Origin of the sequence: Streptomyces griseocarneus (assembly GCF_014655595.1) — a bacterium.
GTDB classification, from domain to species: Bacteria; Actinomycetota; Actinomycetes; order Streptomycetales; family Streptomycetaceae; genus Streptomyces; species Streptomyces griseocarneus.
The window spans coordinates 393,246-411,535 of record NZ_BNBL01000002.1; the positions used below are offsets into that span (position 1 = coordinate 393,246).

Annotated in this window: 10 protein-coding genes; 5 read left to right on the plus strand and 5 right to left on the minus strand. The window is 75.1% G+C overall.

Annotation, left to right across the window (positions count from 1 at the left end):
* Nucleotides 1-74: 74 nt before the first annotated feature.
* Nucleotides 75-770, minus strand: a complete 696-nt coding sequence (locus IE295_RS07620) for a response regulator (protein ID WP_190062735.1) — start codon at nt 768-770, stop codon at nt 75-77.
* Nucleotides 767-2,011, minus strand: coding sequence for a sensor histidine kinase (locus IE295_RS07625; protein WP_190062736.1), 1,245 nt, complete (start codon nt 2,009-2,011; stop codon nt 767-769). Before IE295_RS07625 ends, IE295_RS07620 begins: the two co-directional genes overlap by 4 nt.
* Before the next feature lie 181 nt (nt 2,012-2,192).
* Here IE295_RS07625 and IE295_RS07630 point away from each other — a divergent pair, with 181 nt between their 5' ends.
* The 5 genes from IE295_RS07630 to IE295_RS07650 all read left to right on the plus strand — a co-directional run bounded on the left by IE295_RS07630 (nt 2,193) and on the right by IE295_RS07650 (nt 8,289).
* On the plus strand, nt 2,193-2,852 hold the full coding sequence (locus IE295_RS07630; protein WP_190062737.1) for a hypothetical protein: 660 nt from the start codon (nt 2,193-2,195) through the stop codon (nt 2,850-2,852).
* A gap of 27 nt (nt 2,853-2,879) precedes the next feature.
* Nucleotides 2,880-3,458: a hypothetical protein gene (locus tag IE295_RS07635; protein WP_190062738.1), complete on the plus strand. Its 579-nt coding sequence runs from the start codon at nt 2,880-2,882 to the stop codon at nt 3,456-3,458.
* 289 nt (nt 3,459-3,747) lie between these two features.
* The gene (locus tag IE295_RS07640; protein ID WP_190062739.1) at nt 3,748-4,473 is read left to right on the plus strand and encodes a transglycosylase SLT domain-containing protein; all 726 of its coding nucleotides are present in this window, start codon (nt 3,748-3,750) and stop codon (nt 4,471-4,473) included.
* A gap of 110 nt (nt 4,474-4,583) precedes the next feature.
* Complete coding sequence (locus tag IE295_RS07645) at nt 4,584-5,795, plus strand: cytochrome P450 (RefSeq protein WP_190062740.1); 1,212 nt, start codon at nt 4,584-4,586, stop codon at nt 5,793-5,795.
* A gap of 151 nt (nt 5,796-5,946) precedes the next feature.
* Nucleotides 5,947-8,289, plus strand: coding sequence for an Orn/Lys/Arg family decarboxylase (locus IE295_RS07650; protein WP_190062741.1), 2,343 nt, complete (start codon nt 5,947-5,949; stop codon nt 8,287-8,289).
* Here the strand turns inward: IE295_RS07650 and IE295_RS07655 are convergent.
* From IE295_RS07655 to IE295_RS07665, 3 genes are read right to left on the minus strand one after another with little or no spacing between them, the layout of a single operon-like run.
* Nucleotides 8,238-9,857 (minus strand): PfaD family polyunsaturated fatty acid/polyketide biosynthesis protein, encoded by a 1,620-nt coding sequence (locus IE295_RS07655; RefSeq protein ID WP_190062742.1) that lies wholly within the window; start codon nt 9,855-9,857, stop codon nt 8,238-8,240. The two genes, IE295_RS07650 and IE295_RS07655, sit on opposite strands and share 52 nt — an antisense overlap.
* A complete protein-coding gene (locus IE295_RS07660) occupies nt 9,854-12,124 on the minus strand; it encodes a hotdog family protein (protein WP_190062743.1) in 2,271 nt (756 codons plus the stop codon). Before IE295_RS07660 ends, IE295_RS07655 begins: the two co-directional genes overlap by 4 nt.
* Nucleotides 12,121-18,282: a type I polyketide synthase gene (locus tag IE295_RS07665; protein ID WP_190062744.1), complete on the minus strand. Its 6,162-nt coding sequence runs from the start codon at nt 18,280-18,282 to the stop codon at nt 12,121-12,123. The genes IE295_RS07660 and IE295_RS07665 overlap by 4 nt, the downstream gene beginning before the upstream one ends.
* Nucleotides 18,283-18,290 lie beyond the last annotated feature (8 nt).

Here is an 18,290-nt window from a genome sequence, read left to right on the forward strand (position 1 = left end):
GGCCCGCCGGGCCCCGGCCCGTATTAGGGAACCCCTCCGGCCCGTATTAGGGAACCCCTACGGGCCGGGGAACCCTACGGACGCGGGGCCACCAGGCCCGTCTCCCACGCCCACGCCGCGATCCCGACCCGGTTGCCGGCCTTCAGCTTTGCCTGGATGTTGGCGACATGGGTCTTCGCGGTCCCCGGCGAGATGAACAGCTCGGTGCCGATCTCCGCGTTGGTGCGCCCACGGGCGATCAGGCGGACGATCTCCCGCTCACGGTCGGTCAGCGGGTCCTCGGCGGGGGCGGCCGGGGCGGCGGGAACGGGCGACGCGGACGGCGAGGGCGGCGTGGCGGACAGCTGCCGCAGCAGCCGCACGGTGATCTGCGGGCTGATCAGCGCGTCCCCGGCCATGGCCGCCCTGACGCCCTCGATGAGCAGGGCCGGGCCCGAGCGCTTGAGCAGGAAGCCGCAGGCGCCGTGGCGCAGCGCCGTGTGCACGTAGTCGTCGAGGTCGAACGTCGTCACGACGACCACCCGCGTCGGCCGCACCGCCTCGGGCCCCGCCAGGAGGCGCGTCAGCTCCAGGCCGTCGAGCCGCGGCATCCGGATGTCCGCCAGCACCACGTCGGGCCGCAGCCGCCGGGCCAGCTCGAGCGCGGTGGCTCCGTCGGCGGCCTCACCGACGACGGTCATGTCCGGCTGCGAGTCCAGGACGAGACGGAAGCCGCTGCGCACGTCGTCCTGGTCGTCGGCCAGCAGGATGCGGGTCGGCGCGCCGCTCATGACGCCCGCCCCATGACGACGGCCGCGGCCGCCGGCAGCACGGCGACCACCTGCCAGCCGCCCTCGCACGGCCCGTAGGACAGGGTCCCGCCCGTCGACCGCACGCGCTCCCGCAAGCCACCGAGGCCGCGCCCGCCGTGGCCCTCCCGCTCCCGGCGCACGGCCGCACGGGTGCGCGTCCCGCCCCCGCCGTCGTCGGCCACGCGCACCTCGACGCGGGGTACCCCGTCGGCGCTCCGGACGCGGCCGAGCGTCACGTCGACGCGCGTGGCGCCGGGCGCGTGCCGGCGCACGTTGGTCAGGGCCTCGACGACCACCCGGTAGGCCGTGGAGCCGGTGTCGCGGGAGAGGCCCCCGGCCGCCCCGGGGTCCACGGAGAGCCCGGCCTCGGCCGGCCCGGCGGCGGTGAACCGCTCGACCAGGCCGGGCAGTTGGTCCACCCCGGGCAGCGGCTCGATCTCGTCGTCGCCCGTACCGGCCTTACGTGCTCCGCCGGCACCGTCCGTCCCGTCCGCGTCGTGCAGCATCCGGACCATGCGGTCCATCGACGCGAGGGCGTTCAGGCCTGCCTTCTCGATGCGCTCCAGAGCCGGCACGGCCTGCCCCGGGTCGGTCGCGGCGACGAACCGCGCGGCCTGCGCCTGCGCCACGATGCCGCTGACGTCATGGGCGACGAAGTCGTGCAGGTCCCGGGCGAGTTCCAGCTGCTGGGAGCGGCGCGTCTCGGCGACCAGCCGGTCTCTGCGGTGCTCCATCAGCCGCGGATAGCCGCCCACGACGGCCGCGCCGACCACGGGCAGTGTCCAGAACGCCGCCGCGCCGCCCATCGTCAGCACCGACGGGTGCGGCAACAGCGGGAGCGTCCACACCGCCACCGCCGCGCACACCACCGCGCCCGCCGCCACCGCCTGCCGCAGCGGCGCCCAGCGGGCCACGACCACGAGCAGGAGAAGCACCGTCGCCGTCTCCACGAGCCGCGGCCACGCGCCCCCGGACACCGTCGGCGGAACACCGGCCAGCGTGGTCGCCAGCGACAGGACGCCCACCAGCCCCACGGGAAGGGCCAGACGGCCCCGCGCCCGGGACCACCGGACCAGGCACCACGCCAGCAGCGCCACGGCGGCGACGGCGGGCACGACCCCGTACGGCTCCGCCCGCGCGCCGTACGCGCCGACGACCCCCGCCCCGCCACAGCCCGCCGCTGCCGCGAACACGGCCGGCCCCACATCCCGTTGTCTCATGCGTTCTGTCGTCCCCACCCCTCGATCCTACGAGCGGGCGTCCGGCTCCCTCCTCTGCCGATCGGCAGAGCGCACGGGCCCGTTCACCGCGCATCTCTGCTGATCGGCGGATGGCCCGGGCCCCGGGCCACGGACGAGATTGGAGCCAGTCACCGAACAACCCGAACACCAGGAGCCCGACATGACAGGCGTCTTCTCCACCACCCGCCGCAGGACCGTCGCCGCGGCCGTCGCCACCGCGACCACATTCGCCGCTCTGGCCGCGGTGTCCACTTCCGCTTCCGCCTCGGACACGGCTCGGGAGGCGGCCGGCGCGAAGAAGCCGGCGGCGGTCGCCCGGGTGAGCGGGCAGGCCCGCATCTCCTACGCCTACTCGCCCAAGGACGAGATCCGCTTCTCCGTGGACGCCCAGTCCGCGCCCTTCAGCCGCCCGGTCGACCAGTTCCCGATGGGGATGCCCACCGACGCCCGGGGCAAGGTCACCATCTACCACTGGTCTCCCGGGAAGAAGGAGGCGCGGCGCGGGGAGGCCGCCGTGGACTGCCTGGTCACCGGTGGCGACACCGCGACGCTCACCGCCGTCGTCACCACGTCGCAGGACCCGAAGGAGATCGGCACGCGCATGGGCTTCAGCGTCAGGACCGGGGGCCCGGGCAAGGGCCGGTTCGGATTCCACTTGGGCGTCAGCAACCTCGACGTCGTCGACGGCAAGGCCGTCATGCCGCACGTCGGCACCTGCATGGCACCCGCTCCCTTCGCCCCCGTGGCCGAGGGCGGCTTCACGGTCAGGCACGCGGAGCTGCCCCCGCTGCCGGCCGGGTGGCCCGGCCGAGAGCACTGACGGACCCCGCGACGAGGAGAACACCCCATGTCCCCTTCCCTGACGGCCGCACCCGGCACGCCGGCCCGCCACCGGCCGGCGGGCCCGCCCGGCGAGCCGGCGGTCTCCCGCCCGGTCCGCTGGGCGGCCCACGCGGCCGCGCTCACCCTCGTGCCCTCGGGGCTCTGGAGGTGTGCCGTCGCCTTCGGCATGCCGTCCGGCTTCGCCGAAGGCACTCCCCTGCACGAGAGCAACTTTCCGGGCCCGACCTCCCTCAATCTCATCGGACTGAGTGTGTTCGCCGAGTGCCTGGGCCTGCTCACCCTCGGCCTGGTCCAGTCCTGGGGCGAGAGACTGCCCCGGTGGGTGCCCTGGCTCGGAGGCAGGCGCATTCCCACCCTCGCCGCCGTCGTCCCCGCCCTACTGGGCGCGGCGGTGGTCACGGCCATCACGGTCGCAGCGGCATGCGGCGGCTGGCAACGGCAGATGGACCTGCCGGAGTCCCCGAAGGGCGCGCTCGCCACGCTGATGACGGTCTGCTACGCCCCGCTACTGGCCTGGGGCCCCCTGCTGGCCCTGGTGACGGTCGCCTACTACCGGCGCCGTCGCGGCACCCGCGCTCGCTGACGCTCCGCGTGCGCACGCTCGCACGGAGAAGCGGCGCTGTGAGGCCCCTCATGGGACCTGGCTCACATACGAAAGAGAGTCGTGCTCCGCCCGCACGGTCATGACGCGGAAAACCCCGCATTCGGCCTCATGTCGTGCGGCCCGGGGCCGTAGGTCACACCTTTGCCAGCGGGTTTTCGCGCCGCTAACAATTGCCGAGTCGCACGGCGCCGTCGACCGAGAAACGGCGCTCTTTCTTTGCGCCATTGACGGCCATTGCGACTAAGCGATTGGAAGGGTTCAGCTCGTTATGCGCTCCACCGTCTCCGGTTATACCGCTCTGTCCAAGGCCCATAAGTTCTCCGCTGCCGGTCTGGTGACCGCTGCTGGTGCCGCTGCGCTGACGTTCGCGCTGGTCCCGCAGGCCTCGGCCGCGGACGCTCACAGTGCGGGTGTGAAGCCGGTGGCGCTGAGCGCTCAGGAGTTCGGTGTGACGCAGGACGGCGAGCTGGCCAAGGCCGCCGACGACGCCGCCGTGAAGGCGGGCGTGGACGCGAAGGCCGCGGTGAAGGCGAAGGCGGACGCCGAGGCGAAGGCCAAGGCCGACCGCGAGCGCGCCAGCCGTTCCACCGAGCGCAAGGCCCTCAAGCCCGCCGCCAAGCCCGCCCCGGCCAAGCCGGCCGCCAAGCCCGCCGCTCCGGCGAAGAAGGCCTACGCGGACAACCTGGACGGCTGGATCAGCGAGTCGCTGGACGTCCTGCGCTCCAAGGGCATCCCGGCCTCGTACGAGGGCATCAAGCGCAACATCATGCGTGAGTCCACCGGTAATCCCCGTGCGATCAACGACTGGGACGTCAACGCTGTGAACGGTGTGCCGTCGAAGGGTCTGCTGCAGATCATCGACCCGACGTTCAAGGCGTATCACGTCGAGGGCACGTCCTGGGACATCTACGACCCGGTCGCCAACATCACCGCTTCCTGTAACTACGCGGCCGACAAGTACGGCTCGATGGACAACGTCAACTCCGCGTACTGATCGAACTCAGCGGACGCAAAACCACCCAAGGCCCCCCGGGACTCGTTCCCGGGGGGCCTCGGCGTGGGCGGGCCCTCTACACAACCCGGCCGTCCGGCTAGCATCCGTCCATGGACGCGAGCGCCGATTTCGACCCATGGAGTCCCCGGTTCGTCGCCGACCCGTATCCCGGCTACGCCCGGCTGCGCGCCTCCGGGCGGGTCCACTGGTTCGCCCCCAGCCGGCAGTGGCTGGTGCCGCACCACGCGGACGTACGGGCACTGCTGCGCGACCGGCGGCTGGGGCGCACGTACCTCCACCGCTTCACGCACGAGGAGTTCGGCCGGACCCCGCCGCCGGCCGCTCACGAGCCCTTCCACGTCCTCAACGGCAACGGCCTGCTCGACCTGGAGGCCCCCGACCACACCAGGATCCGGCGCCTGGTGTCGCAGGCCTTCACCCCGCGCACGGTCGAGGGGCTCGAGCCGACCGTGCGCCGGCTGGCCCGCGAGCTGGTCGACGACCTGCTCGCGGAAGGCGGCGGCGATCTGATCGCCACGGTGGCCGAGCCGCTGCCGGTGGCCGTCATCGCCGAGATGCTCGGCATCCCCGCGGCGGACCGGGCCCTGCTGCGGCCCTGGTCGGCGGACATCTGCGGGATGTACGAGCTGAATCCGGACGAGGAGACGGCGGGCCGCGCGGTCCGGGCGTCCCTGGAGTTCTCCGCCTATCTGCGGGAACTGATCGCCGACCGGCGCGCGCGGCCCGCCGACGACCTCATCAGCGCGCTCATCGCCGCGCACGACGCCGGGGACCGGCTCACCGAGCAGGAAATGGTCTCCACCTGCGTCCTGCTCCTCAACGCCGGCCACGAGGCCAGCGTCAACACCGCCGGCAACGGCTGGTGGGCCCTCTTCCGTCACCCCGGACAGCTCGCCGCCCTCCGCGCCGACCACGGGCTGCTGCCCACGGCGATCGAGGAACTGATCCGCTACGACACGCCGTTGCAGCTCTTCGAGCGCTGGGTGCTCGACGACATCGAGATCGGCGGCACCGTCATCCCGCGCGGCAGCGAGGTCGCCCTCCTCTTCGGCTCGGCCCACCACGACCCGGCCGGCTTCCACGACCCCGGCCGGCTGGACATCACCCGCTCCGACAATCCCCACCTCGGCTTCGGGGCCGGCATCCACTACTGCCTCGGCGCCCCCCTCGCGCGCCGCGAACTCATCGCGGTGTTCGGCGAACTGCTGCGCCGCGCCCCGGAGATGCGTCTCGTGGCCGAGCCGGAGTGGAAGCCCGGGTTCGTCATCCGTGGCCTGCGCGAGCTGCTCGTCGCCTGCTGACCGGCCGCCGTCCCCTCGAGCGCGTGAGCGAGTTTCCCCGGGTCCCGCCCCTCCCACGGGTGGTTGTGCCGTCACCGCCCCACCCGCCCGCACCCGACGTGGCGAGACTGAACGCCGGCGGCGTGATGATCGCAAGAAATTGGGGGGCGAAATGGCTGGCGGCACCGTTCTGTTCGCGTTGCGGGAGGACCCGCACGCGCCGGACTCCGCGGCGGAGCAGCTGCGCAGGATCCGCAAGGCCGTGGAGGACCACGGCCTGGAGGTGCGCTGGGCCCGTACCGAGGCCGACGCGCGGGCGGTGCTGCGCACGGAGGCCGGCCTCGCCGCCGCGGTGGTGGCCTGGGACCTCGCTCCCGGCGACACCACCAAGGACGAGCCGGCCGGCGCCGCGGTGCTGCGCCAGATCGGCCGGCGCTTCAAGGACCTGCCCGTGCTGCTCGTCATGGCCGACGGGGCCGACGAGGACCTCGACCACCTCCCGCTGTGGGTGTCCGAGTCCGTGGTCGGCTACATCTGGCCGCTGGAGGACACCCCGGCGTTCATCGCCGGCCGGATCGCCGGCGCGGCGCGCGCCTACCGCGAGACCGTGCTCCCGCCGTTCTTCAAGGCGCTGCGCCACTTCGACGGCGCCCACGAGTACTCCTGGCACACCCCGGCCCACGCGGGCGGCGTCGCCTTCCTGAAGTCGTCGGTCGGGCGCGCCTTCTTCGACTACTACGGCGAACGGCTCTTCCGCAGCGACCTGTCCATCTCGGTCGAGGAACTCGGCTCCCTCTTCGAGCACACGGGCCCGATCGGTGACGCCGAGCGCAACGCCGCCCGCGTCTTCGGCGCCGACCGCACGTACTTCGTCCTCCACGGCAACTCCACCGCCGACCGCATGGTCGGGCACTACTGCGTCTCCCACGACGAGATCGCCCTGGTCGACCGCAACTGCCACAAGTCCGTGCTGCACGGCCTGATCCTCTCCGGCGCCCGCCCCGTCTACCTCGTGCCCACCCGCAACGGCTACGGACTGGCCGGCCCGCTGCCCCCGGCCGAGATCGGCGCCGCGGCCGTGCGCGAGCGCGTCGCCGGCAACCCGCTGGCCCGCGCCGCGCGCTCGCCCGGGGCGGAGTACGCGGTGGTCACCAACTCCACGTACGACGGGCTGTGTTACGACGCGGTCCAGGTCGCCCGGGAGCTCGCCGCCAGCACGCCGCGCGTGCACTTCGACGAGGCCTGGTTCGCCTACGCGCGCTTCCACCCCCTCTACGCCCGGCGCTACGGCATGGCGGTGGGCCCCGACACCTTCGACGGGCCGGACCGGCCCACGGTCTTCACCACCCAGTCCACGCACAAGCTGCTGGCCGCGCTGAGCCAGAGCGCCATGGTGCACGTCAAGTCCTCGCCCCGGGCGCCGGTGGAGCACGACCGGTTCAACGAGGCCTTCATGATGCACGGCACCACCTCGCCCCTCTATCCCGCGATCGCCTCCCTCGACGTGGCCGCCGGGATGATGGACGGGCCGCAGGGGCACTGGCTCGTCGACGAGGCGGTCACCGAGGCCGTCCGCTTCCGCCAGGCCGTCGTCCGCACCGGCCGGCGCGTCGCGGCCGCGGGCGACCGGCCCGCCTGGTTCTTCGGCGTCTGGCAGCCCGGCACGGTCACCGACCCGGCCACCGGCGAACAGCACGACTTCGCCGACGCCCCCGCCGAGCTGCTGCGCACCCAGCCGTCCTGCTGGCAGCTCGAGCCGGGCGCCGACTGGCACGGCTTCACCGGCCTCGGCGAGGGCTACGCGATGCTCGACCCGGTCAAGGTGACCCTCACCTGCCCGGGCATCGACGCCACCGGCCGGTGGGCCGACCACGGCATCCCCGCCCGCATCCTGACCGCCTACCTGGCCACCCGGAACATCATGGTGGAGAAGACCGACAGCTACACCACGCTCATCCTCTTCTCCATGGGCATCACCAAGGGCAAGTGGGGAACCCTCCTCGACGCCCTGATGGACTTCAAGGCGCTCCACGACGCCGACACCCCCCTCGACCGCGTCCTGCCCGCCCTCGTCGCGCAGTACCCGCGGCGCTACGCCGGCACGACGCTGAGCGAGCTGTGCCGGGCCATGCACGACCACCTGCGCCGGGCCGACCTGGTCACCCTGCTGGACACGGCCTTCCAGGACCTGCCCGAGCCGGTCACCCCGCCCCAGTGGTGCTACCAGCAGCTGATCCGGGAGGGCACCGAGCGGGTCACGCTCGCGGACGCTCCCGGACGGGTGGCGGCCGCCATGGTCACCGTCACGCCCCCCGGCATCCCCGTCCTCATGCCCGGGGAGTCCACCGGCACCCCCGACGGGCCGCTGCTGCGCTACCTCGGCGCCCTGGAGTCCTTCGACCGGGAGTTCCCCGGCTTCCGCAGCGAGACCCACGGCGTCACCGTGGACCCCGACACCGGCGACTACATGATCGAGTGCGTGCGCGCGGACCGGGTGGCCGGCGCACGGCCCTGAGCGGGGCGCGGCGCGGGGCCGGGTGCGCCGGGCAGGCGGTACTCGGCCCACGCCGCGGGAATGCGTACGCCGCACGCGCGCAGCTGGTCCAGGCGCGTGTGGAACGCGGCGCCCCGCAGCAGGTGCCCGGCGACGTCGGCCACGTGCCGGCCCCCGGGGGCGGCGAGGGCGCTGCCGCGCGCCCAGTCGTTGAACGCGCCCATCGCCGGGCCGCACCACACCTGCCAGTCCTCGGCGTGTCCGTCGGCCCCCGAGGTCGCCCAGCGCGAGGCCATCGCCAGGTACCAGCGGAACACCAGGGCCATGCGGTACTTGGCGTCCCGCGCGGCGCGCGGCAGCCGGGACGGATGACGGGCCCGGAGGTAGCCGGCCGCCTCCTCCCACGCCTGCGGCAGGGACCGGCCGAAGTACCGCTCGAGGCGGCGCCGTTCCTCCGGCGGCAGGTCGTCCAGCCCGTCGTGGTCGACGTAGAGCCGGTACAGGCGCGCCGCGCGGCCGGGGAAGAGGGTGCCACGGCCCAGGACCTGCACGGTGCCGCCCTGCTCGAACATGTCGGCGGCCGGTGCCATGACGCAGTCCGACAGCAGGGCCTCCGCCAGCAGTCGCTTGACGGCCGCTGAGGTGCCGGCTTCGACGGTGGCCTGGTTCACCGATCCGGTGACGACGTAGTCCGCCCCGAGGCAGAAGGCCGCGACCACCGCGCGCGGGGTGCCGATGCCGCCGGCGGCTCCGATCCGTACGGGTTCGCCTCCGGGGAGCGGGGGAGGGGTCCGGTCGCGCAATCCCACGACGGCCGGGAGCAGTACGGTCAGCGGGCGGCGGTCGGTGTGGCCGCCGGAGTCGGCCTCCACGGTGATGTCGTCGGCCATCGGCACCGCGCGGGCGAGCGCCGCCTGCTCGGCGGAGACGTCCCCGCGCGCCAGCAGCTCGGCCACCAGCGCCTCGGGCGCGGGCCGCAGGAACATCTCCGCCGTCTCCGGACGGGACACCTTGGCGATCAGCCGGTGCTCCGCCCGCATGCCCGTGGCGGGGTCGGCCCGCAGCCCCGTCACGCGGTAGCGCACCACCTCCGGGGTGAGCCGGACGAACGCGGAGGCCTCGACGCAGCGCACCCGGTGCCGCAGGCACAGGTCGACGCAGAAGCGTTCGGCGTGCGGCGCCATGGGGCTGTGGATCAGGTTGCAGGCGTACGGCATGCCGCGCCGGCCCAGCTCGCGCTCCAGCCGCCCGAGCGCGGAGTCCAGGCGCGGCTCGGACAGTCCGGCGGCCCCGAACGCCGCGAGGCACCCGGCGTCCGACAGCGCGCCCACGAGCTCCTCGGAGGCGATGCCCGCGGCCATGGCCCCGGCCATGTAGGGGAAGCGCACGCCGTGCCGCCGCGCGAAGGCCGCCGACCCGAGCCGGTGCGGCGGCAGCGGGCCGGCGGCGGCCAGCAGGGCGACGCCGGAGCCCGGCGCGGGACAGTCGTGCGTCACCCCGCCCCGGCCGCCGGACCGGACGACGTAACAGGGCAGGTCCGTCGCGGACAGCACGGCGTACACACCGTCCGGGTCGTGGTGGACGGTCACCGGACGTCCTCCCGCGACACGGCGGCACCGGGCCGCGGCCGGGCGGTCAGGGCGAGGTTGTCCACCCGGTGGATCCGCAGGCCGTCGCGCCAGACGCTGCCGTCGGCGAGGAGCAGCACGCCGTCGCCGTCCGCGCGCACCTCGCGGATGTGCACCTCGCCGCGCATCCGCCGGTGGTGACGGAGGATCTGCCCGCGGTAGACCCAGCGCGTCTCCTCGCCGACGGCGGGCGCGAAGGACGGGTTCGCCAGGTGGCCGACGACGCCGGTGTACAGCGCGAAGGCCCGCACCGCCTGGCCGAGCATGTGCACCCCCACGGAGCCTGGCAGCACCGGGTCGTACGCGAAGTGCTGGTCGAAGAACCAGTCGTCGGGGTCGACGGGCTGCTCGCACAGGACGTAGCCGGCGCCGTGCGCGCCGCCGCCGGGGACGATCAGCGCCTTCGCCGGCGCGGCCAGCCGGCCCCGGCCGAGGCGGGCGTCGGCGCGGAGGTCCGGGCGCAGCGCTCCGGTGATCCGCCGGTCCTCCGCCCACGGGGGGACCTCCCGGCCGTCGTCCAGGCCCTGCTGGAGGTCGAGCACCTCGGCGGTGAGGTAGCCGTGTGCGGCCTCTCCGGCGTAGAAGGCCCGGCCGCCGGTGCTCAGTTCGAAGGAGCAGTGGTGGATGACGGCCCCGGGCAGGGCGGCGGAGGACAGCAGGACGCAATCCTGGACGACCGTCGAGGAGCGGGGGTCGACGGCCCGCAGCAGCCGGGCCCGGCCCTCGAGGTTGCGGCACACGAAGGGCCGGTCGGGGTAACGCGCCGCCACGCCGTCGCATTGGGTGAACACGCCCAGGCACTGCAGGGACGTCTCCATGAGCGCGAGGTGCGGCAGGGCGTCGCCGTCCCCGGCCTCCCGGCAGTACCAGGGGTCGGCGGGCACGTCGTACTCGGTGACCAGCCGGCTCCCGGCGCCGCCGGGCCCCGGCCCTTCGTGGAAGCTGACGGCCCGGTCGACCGCGCGCAGTCCGGCGCGCGGCAGCCGGGGCCGCACCGGCGTGGTGACCGGCTGCCCGGTGGTGTCGGCGTACGGCGGGTACGGGCTCTCGGCGGAGCGGGCGGCGTGCAGTTCGTGGAAGAACGCCCGGGCGCCGTCCGACGTCTTGCGACAGGTGGGCCGGCCGGGGTGGGGGAGGAGCGGGGGGCCGGGCCGTTCCCGCACCGAGACGCCGAGCCCGCGCAGCCGGGCGACGGGGCGGCCGCCGGACGTGACGCGGCAGTCGGCGGTCACGTACGGGCCGGGTAGCAGGCCCAGGCCGGTCACCTCGACCGCGAGCCGCAGGGGCGCGTCGTCGCCGGGCCGGGATCCGGGAGGCGACGGCAGCCGGACGTGGGTGGCGGTGTCCGGCAGCGGGACCACGCGGGCGCCCGGCAGGCACAGGTGCAGTCCCAGGTGGAAGGCGTGGACTCGGAGCGCCTCGGTGGCCGCCGCCACCCACCACGGCCACCGGGGTGCGTCGTCGCCTTCCGGGAACGGGGCGCGGAAGACGGCGGTCAGCAGACCGAGGCCGTAGCGGCCGCCGCGCGGGTCGACGGCGGTGATCTCGTCCAGCAGCGGGGCGGGCCAGGGCGCCGGCAGCTCGTCGGGCCCCAGCCCGTCCTGGTCGTGGGCGGGGCCGAACACCCCGGCGAAGTCCCCGGCGGCCAGGGCCTCGAGGGCGGCGCGCGACAGCCGGCGGACGGCCGAGGATGCCGGCGGACGGAACTCGCCGGGGAAGCGGGGCACAGGAGGGTCCTGGGGGTCCTCGCCGGGCGCCGGGCGGAGCCGGAGGACGAGCCGGTCGCCGGCGTGCACGCCGCACCCGGATCCGTCCTCGGGCCGTACGCGCAGGCCGGCCGGGTCCGCGGGCGGCGCGTCGTACCAGGTGAGGGTGAACGCGTCCGGCGGCGGGCCCGCCGCGGCAGCGATCCGCAGCACCGCCGTCACCTCGTCCTGGCGCGACGGGTTCCCGGGTACGGCGGCGACCGGCGCAGGGGCGGCGGAGGGGGTGGTCATGGTGCCGGGCGCCATGAGCCCCACGCGCCAGGCGTCGACGGCGCGATGGGCCTCCAGCACGGCGGTGTGGGCGCGCTGCAGCCGCGTCGTCATCCGCCGCACCACGGACTCGGCGCCGTCGTCGGCTCCGGCGTCGTCCGTGGGCGGGGCCGGCGCCGGAGCCCTGGTGTCCGGGGCCGGTGCCGGGCACAGCCGGTCCAGCGGGACGCCCTCGAAGCCCAGTTCGCTCATGTTCCTCCTCCGTCCCCGAGGGCCCGGCGCGGTGCGGTCAGCCGGGCGACCAGCCGCTCCTCGGCGAACGGGAGCATGGTCAGCCCCGTCCACCGCTGCAGGACCCGGCCGTCCAGGGCGCACGCGGTGACGGTGCAGCGCATCTCGAGCACGGAGTGGGAATCGAGCCGGGCCGTGATGACGAACGGCTCCCCGGGCAGCGGGGCGAACAGCTCGATCCGGTCGGCGCTCGCGGGGAAGCACAGCCGGCCGTGGCACGCGCGCGCCAGCAGGGCGGCGGCCTGGAGCAGCACGTCGGCCCGGCACGGCCCGTACGACCGTCCCGCGTACGCGCCGTGGGCCAGTTCCGTCTCCGGCAGGCTCGCGCCGATCACCAGGTGGTCGCCGGAGTCGTCCAGGACGTTGCGCATTCCCCTCAGCGTCGGGCCGTGGAAGAGGAGTCCCTCGGCGTAGGCTGGGTGCGGATCGTCCGTGACCGTGTACGGCGGCAGTTCCACGCGGGGTGCCACGGGCGGCCGCTCGGCCCAGCGGTACACGCCCTCGTAGTACACCTGGGTCTCCCGGCCGTCGTCGAGCGCGCGCACGGTGACGGCGACCTCGGCGGACGCCCGCTCCCGCGACGGCACCAGACGGGCCGTCAAATCCCGGGGATGGGAGCCGTCGAGGTAGAGGCCGCGCCGGATGCGGAAGTCACGGCACTCGACCACTGTCCGCCCCTCGCCCTGGGCGCGCTCGACGATGTGCAGGCCCAGGCCGACGGCCGCCGTCATGGGCAGCAGCGGGGCGCCCGCCCAGCGGTGGTCGAGCAGGACCGGCTCCCGCTCGAGCGCGGCCAGGGACCGCCGCACGGTCGTGCCGCGCGCGGGCAGGTCGGTGGTCAGCCGGTAGGGGGCGCGCGTCGGGCCGATGACGACGACTCCGCCGTCGCCCGCGCCCGGGCGCATCCGGTCGACGAAGTACGCGCAGCCGACGTCGCGCGCCAGGACCGGGACGCCCTGCTGGACGAAGATCTCCCGCATCGGGGCGGCCATGCCGCCCTCCCACGGGCCCCACACCAGGGGCACCACCCGGCAGGCGGGACGAGCGGCCTTGAACGCGCACGCGAACCGGTTCAGCGCCTCGTTGGCCAGCGCGTAGTCCGCCTGCCGCACATTGCCCCAGAAGCCCGACACGGACGTGAACAGCACCAGATGCCGCAGCCGTTCCTGATCCAGGCAGCCGAGCACGTTGCTCAGGCCGGACACCTTCGTGCCGATCACCTCGGCGACCGACTCCGGCCGCAGGCCCGCGAGCGGGGTGTCGCCGAGGACCGCCGCCGCGTGCACCACGCCGGTGACGCGCTCCGCGTACGGCCGCAGGACCCGGGCCAGCGCGTCGGCGTCGCGCACGTCCGCCGCGAGATAGCGCGCCTCGACGCCGCGCGAGCGCAGCTCCTCGAGGGTGGCGCGGATCCGGCGCCCCCGCAGCACCTCCCGCACGCGCCGGTCGGCGTCGGCGCGTTGCGGCGGTGCGTCGGGATCCTCGCCGGCGGCGCGCAGCCGGCCGGCGAGCGCGCCGCGCAGCGCGTCGGCGCCCTCGAGCCCGGCGGCCCACTCCGGCTCGTCGGCGAGTTCGGTCCGGCCCAGCAGCAGGTACCCGCAGCGCTGCTCGGCGGCCAGCGCGCTCACGCACCAGGCGGTGATGCCGGACGCCCCGCCGGTCACCAACAGCAGGTCGTCCGGGCCCAGTTCGTGCGCTTCCGGTGTCTCTGGCGTTCCCTGTGTTTCCGGCGGGGAGGGAATCATCGGCCCGGGGGTGTCGGCCAGGGAGGGCGTGCGGCGCGTCTCCCCGTCCCGGCCGACCTCGCGGACGTCGGTGGCGGCATCCTCGATCTCCGTCACGAACGCCTCGGCCACGGCGGCGGCGGACATCCCCGGGGCGAAGTCCAGGGCGCGGCAGAAGACGGGTGCGGCCTCCAGCGCCATCGTCTTGACGAGGCCGCCGAGCCCTCCGGCCAGGGCCGCGACCGGATTGCCGCCGGCGCCGGCATAGCCCAGGCAGCCGTCCAGCCGGGTGACGGTCACGAAGCCCGCACGGCTGCCCGACGCCGCGGCCTCCTCCAGCGGGGACGCGAGGTGCTTTGCGACGAGAACGGCGTGCTGAAGACGGGTGACCAGATGACCGGCGCTCGCGTCCTCGTCCCGGCTCACCGGCACCACGCACAGGTCGACGCGCCCGGCCGCCGCCAGGATCTCGCCGAGGCGGCCGGTCAGGGCCGTCTCGGTCCAGTCCGCCAGCGACCATGACGTGTCGTCGTCCGGCGGCGGGGCGCCGTCCCCGCGCACGCCGGGCAGGGACAGGCGGCACACCCGCCAGCCGCGCGTCCGCAGCGCGCCCTCCAGCACCTCGCCCAGCCCGCCGCCGTCGTCCAGCACCAGCGCGCACCGCTGTCCGGGCCAGGCATCGGGGCGGACGTCCACGGCGGGCAGCGTGCGCGGCACGGCGAAGGCGCGCCCGAGGGGTACGTCGTCGGAGCGCCGGAGCCCACGACCGGAACCGGTCAGGATGCCCTCCAGCATCTCGGCGAGGTCGCGCACGGTACGGGCCTCGCTGAAGCCGAAGAGATCCTCCCGGGAGATGGTGGGGTACCTGCGCCAGATCTCCGCGCCGATCTCGACCTGCTTGAGCGAGTCGATGCCCAGGTCCTCCAGGATGTACATGTCCGGCTCGATCATGTCGACGTCGTAGCCGGTCTTCTCGGCGACCACTTGACGGAAGAGCTGTTCCAGCGCCTCCCGGTCCACCTCCGTGGGAGCCGTTTCGGGGCCGGGGCCGGGGGCGGGGCGGGGTCCGCCGTCGGGGGGCGTCTCCCCGCGGTGGGCGGCGAGCAGTTCGGCCAGGGCGGAGGGGCGGCCGGGAGCATCCGCGTCCTCGGGGTCCGGTGCGTGCGGCGGTTCCCGTACGAGGCCCGGCGGCGGCCCGCCCGGCCGCCCCCGAACGGGCGCCGGCGGCACGGCGGCGACCTCGCCGTCGTACCCCGGCAGGCGCAGGAGCCGCGTCACCACCTCTCCCGCCCGGGTGTGTGCCTCGCCCAGCGCCACGCTGTGTTCCGCGATGGATCTGACGGCCTCGGAGAGCGAGGCGTCGAGGCCGCCGTTCGCGGCCCCCGCACGCAACAGGCCCGTCAGTTCCTCTGCGGTCGCCAACTGGCCGTCGAGGAAGCGGACGTGAGCGGCGAGGTGATCGGCGGCGGCCCTGGTGAGCGCCTCCGCGCCGGCGCCCGCTCCTGCCCCGCCGCCGGGCGGCGTCGCTTCCCCGCCGCGGTCGCGAGCCGTGCCGGCGTGCCGTTCGGCCGTCCGCGCGCGGCGCAGCGCGGCGAAGTTCGGGCCCTCCAGCAGCCGGGCCGCCTTCGACGGCGCCGACGGCTCCGCTTCCGCCGGGGCGTCGTAGCGGTTGATGCCGGTCAGCGGCAGCCCGAGCACGGCCAGCCGCAGTGCCGCTTCCTTGAGGGCGGCCCCGCTGTCCACGGTGGCGCCCGTGTCGCAGGGAACCGTCTCCACCGCCAGGCCGTCCAGCGTGCGCTCCACCAGGCCGGTCAGGACGCGCTTGGGCCCGAACTCGACGAAGACGCGCACGCCGTCGTCGTACATCTCCCGCACCCGTCCGGCGAAGTCCACGGGACGGCACAGCTGTTCGGTGATCGTGCGGCGGTTGGTGCCGGGATCGGGCCCGTACGCGGCTCCCGCCGCGCCGGCGAGCACGGGCACGGCGGGCACCCCGAAGTCCGCCTCCGCGCAGGCCGCGGCGAAGGAGTCCCGCGCGAAGGCGATGTGGGGGGTGTGGAAGGCGGCGGCGACCGGCAGGCGCCGCACCGGCACCGACCGCTCGGCGCAGTGGCGCACGAATCGTTCCACCTCCGGTGTGGGGCCGCCCACGACCTGTTCGTCCGGGGCGTTGCGGCAGGACACCGACAGCCCCGGACGGCCGGCCAGCAGTTCGCGCACCTGGGCCTCCGTGCCGCGCACGGCGGCCGACGCCCCCGGGTCGCGGCCGTCGTCCGGGGCCTGCATCGCCAGGCCCCGGGCCCGCGCCAGCGTCAGGAAGGCGTCGTCGCCCAGGACTCCGGCCGCCCACAGCGCGGTCAGTTCGCCGAAGCTGTGGCCGAGCACGCGGTGCGGGGCGAAGCCCAGGCCGGACAGGAAGCGGTACTGCCCCATGGCCAGTGCCCCGATGGCGGGCTGGGCGTACGCGGTACGCCGCAGCCGCTCCTCGGCGGCGAGCGCGTCGTCCGTGCCGGGCGGCGGGAAGACTGTGCGCGCCAGCGGGTCGCCGGGCGGGAAGAGCGCGCCGGCCGCGTCGAAGGCCGCGCGGGCCGGCGGCACCGCGAGCAGCGCGCCCAGGCCCATGCCCGGGTACTGGCTGCCCTGCCCGGCGAACAACGCCCCCACCCCGGTCCCCGCCGGCAGGGCGGTGCGGCGGTAGTGGATGCCGCGGGCGTGCCGCCAGCCGGTGTGCCCGGGGCTGTTGCGCAGCTGCTCGGCGGCCAGGACGAGGAGCCTTGCGTGGTGCTCGTCGTCCGTCGAGACGAACCCGAGACGGGCGTGAGCGGCCGGGGCCGGGCCGTCGTCGGGCGCCTCACCGCGCTCCAGCCGGGCCAGCAGCTCCTCGGGCCCGGCGGCGTGCCACAGGCAGGCGCGGGGCGTGCGGTGCAGGACGTACGGCTCCTCATCGCCGGGCCCCGCGTACTCCTCCAGGACCGCGTGGTGGTTCACCCCGCCGAAGCCGAACGCGGACACCCCGGCCCGGCGCGGCGGCCGGCCCGGATCGCGGATCCAGGGCCGGACGGCGGTGTTGACGTACAGAGCGCTGCCCTCGCGGGTGGCCTCGGCGCCGGGGCGGGTCACGTTGACCGTGGGCGGCAGCACCTTCTGGTGCAGCGCCAGGGCCGCCTTGATCAGCCCTGCCGCGCCCGCCGCGGCCTTGGTGTGGCCGATCTGCGACTTGACGCTGCCGACGGCGACGCGGTGGCCGTCGCCGGAACCTTCCTGCGCCAGCAGCTCGTTCAGCGCCGCCAGCTCCACCTCGTCGCCGGCCGGGGTGCCCGTGCCGTGCGCCTCGATCAGCCCCACCGAGCGGGGCGGGCAGCCGGCGTCGCGGTAGGCGCGCCGCAGCGCCGTCAGCTGACCCGCGCCGCAGGGGGCGTAGATGCTGGTGCCGCGGCCGTCGCTGGAGCCGCCCAGGCCCCGGATGACCGCGTAGACCCGCTGGCCGGCCCGCTCGGCGTCGGCGAGGCGGCGCAGCGCCAGCATGCCGATGCCCTCGCCGACGAGCGTGCCGTCGGCCTCGGCGTCGAAGGGGCGCACCCGCCCGGTCGGCGACAGGGCGGGCGTCTTGCTGAAGCACAGGAAGGACACGACGGAGTTGTCCGCGTCGCACCCGCCGGTGATCATCATGTCGGCCCGGCGGGCCGTCAGCTCGTCGACGGCCGACCGCACGGCCGCCAGCGAGCTGGCGCACGCGGCGTCCACGGTGTGATTGGCCGCTCCCAGATCGAAGCGGTTGGCGATCCGCCCGGACACCACGTTGCCGAGGATGCCGGGGAAGGAGTCCTCGGTCCACGGCGGCAGGCCCTCCAGATAGCCGCGCGCGATCCGCCGCGCCTCCTCCTCCGAGCCTCCGTTCTCGCGCACCGCCCGGACCAGGGAGGGCCCCAGCAGCCGGGCGGCCAGCGGGATCAGCGTCGAGTTGGTCCCGCACACGCCCAGCACCACGCCGGTGCGCGCGGGGTCGTACCAGGCGGCGTCCGCGCAGCCCGCGTCGCGCAGCACGTCCCTGGCCACCATCAGGCCGAGCAGCTGCACCAGCCCGGTGGAGTCCACGGTGTTCGGCGGCATGCCGAACTCGCGCGGATCGAACACCACCGGCGAGAGGAAGGCGCCCCGGCGGGCGTAGGTCTTGTCGGGGGCGAAGGGGTCCGGGTCGTAATGGTCCTCGACGCTCCACCACTGCGGCGGCACCTCGGCGGTGCAGTCCCGCCCGGCGACGACGTTGTCCCAGAAGGCGCGGATGTTCCCCGCTCCGGGGAACATCCCGGCGACCCCGACGATCGCGACGGGATCGTCCGCGAGCCGGCGCTCGACGTCGTCCTCGGGCATCGGCACCCCCGGTTCCGGAGACATTGCCTCGA